Annotated in this window: 1 protein-coding gene; it reads right to left on the reverse strand. The window is 66.6% G+C overall.

Annotation, left to right across the window (positions count from 1 at the left end):
• Positions 1–19: 19 nt before the first annotated feature.
• Positions 20–937, reverse strand: a complete 918-nt coding sequence (locus G5C65_RS37640; protein ID WP_165303546.1) for a transposase — start codon at positions 935–937, stop codon at positions 20–22.
• Positions 938–1,029: the final 92 nt, after the last annotated feature.

Raw genomic sequence — 1,029 nt, forward strand, 5'->3', positions numbered from 1 at the left:
CTAGATGGTTGATGTGCTTTTACGTGCTGGCCAGCGGGGCCGTGTGGTCGTAGTGGATCAGCGAGCGTTTCCTGTCGGCTCCGCAGGCCCAGTTGTGCCAGATCGCCGTGTTGAGGGCCAGGAGCCGCTGGAGCACCCTGGCCCACAGACCGGAGAGGACCCGGCCGCCGTGGACTTCCAGGCCGAGCTGGCCCTTGAGGGTCCAGTTCACCGACTCGATGCGCTGGCGGAGCCAGTACGGGAAGATCCCCGGATCCGGCTCGTCCTTGCGGGCGGGGCGGATGACAGTGATCCCCAGATCGGCCATGTCCGCCTCGAAGCCGGCCCCGGCGAAGCCCTTGTCGCAGACGCCGGTGGTGCCCGGACGGGGCCGGTTCTTCTCCAGCGCGAACATCATCCGCATCGCGTCGCGCTCCTTGACGAGCTTCGGGTTGACCATGACGAACCCCGTGATCAGCCCGTCCGGGGCGCACGCCAGCATCAGCTCGACACCCCAGTAGAAGCGGTGATGGGACTTGTCCATGCCATAGCCGGCCCATCCGAACAGGTCCGAGCGTTGCGCGGTCTGACGCGAGGAGCCGCACGGAACGGGAGTGCCGTCCCACAGCCGGACCCCGTCGAAGCTCGACGGGGTCCGGACCGCGAGCCAGCGCAGGGAAGCCTCCAGCAGGTCACCGGCCCCGCGCAGCCGCCGGTTGTACTCGCTTTGCGACAGCAGCCTCGGGAAGAGATGCCCGACCACAACCGGGGCCGAGCGGATCCAGTGCCGCTCATCGTTGAACCGCAACAGCACCTGCGCGACCGCCAGGCACACCAGCTCCGCATCGGTCACCTCCAGCGGGTGCCCCGGACCCGAACTCGTCCTGCAAGAGGGGATGATGCCGTCATCCAGCTCGACGTACAGTGCGGTCAGGAGAGTGTCCAGATCGGTGTTCACAGCACGCCCCACGGGTCGAGCCAGTGTTCTCAGCACCAATCCTGGGCACTCTTCGCCGTTCCAGACAGAGCGAAAGCACATCAATCATCTAG

Origin of the sequence: Streptomyces boncukensis (assembly GCF_011045075.1) — a bacterium.
Classification (GTDB): Bacteria; Actinomycetota; Actinomycetes; order Streptomycetales; family Streptomycetaceae; genus Streptomyces; species Streptomyces boncukensis.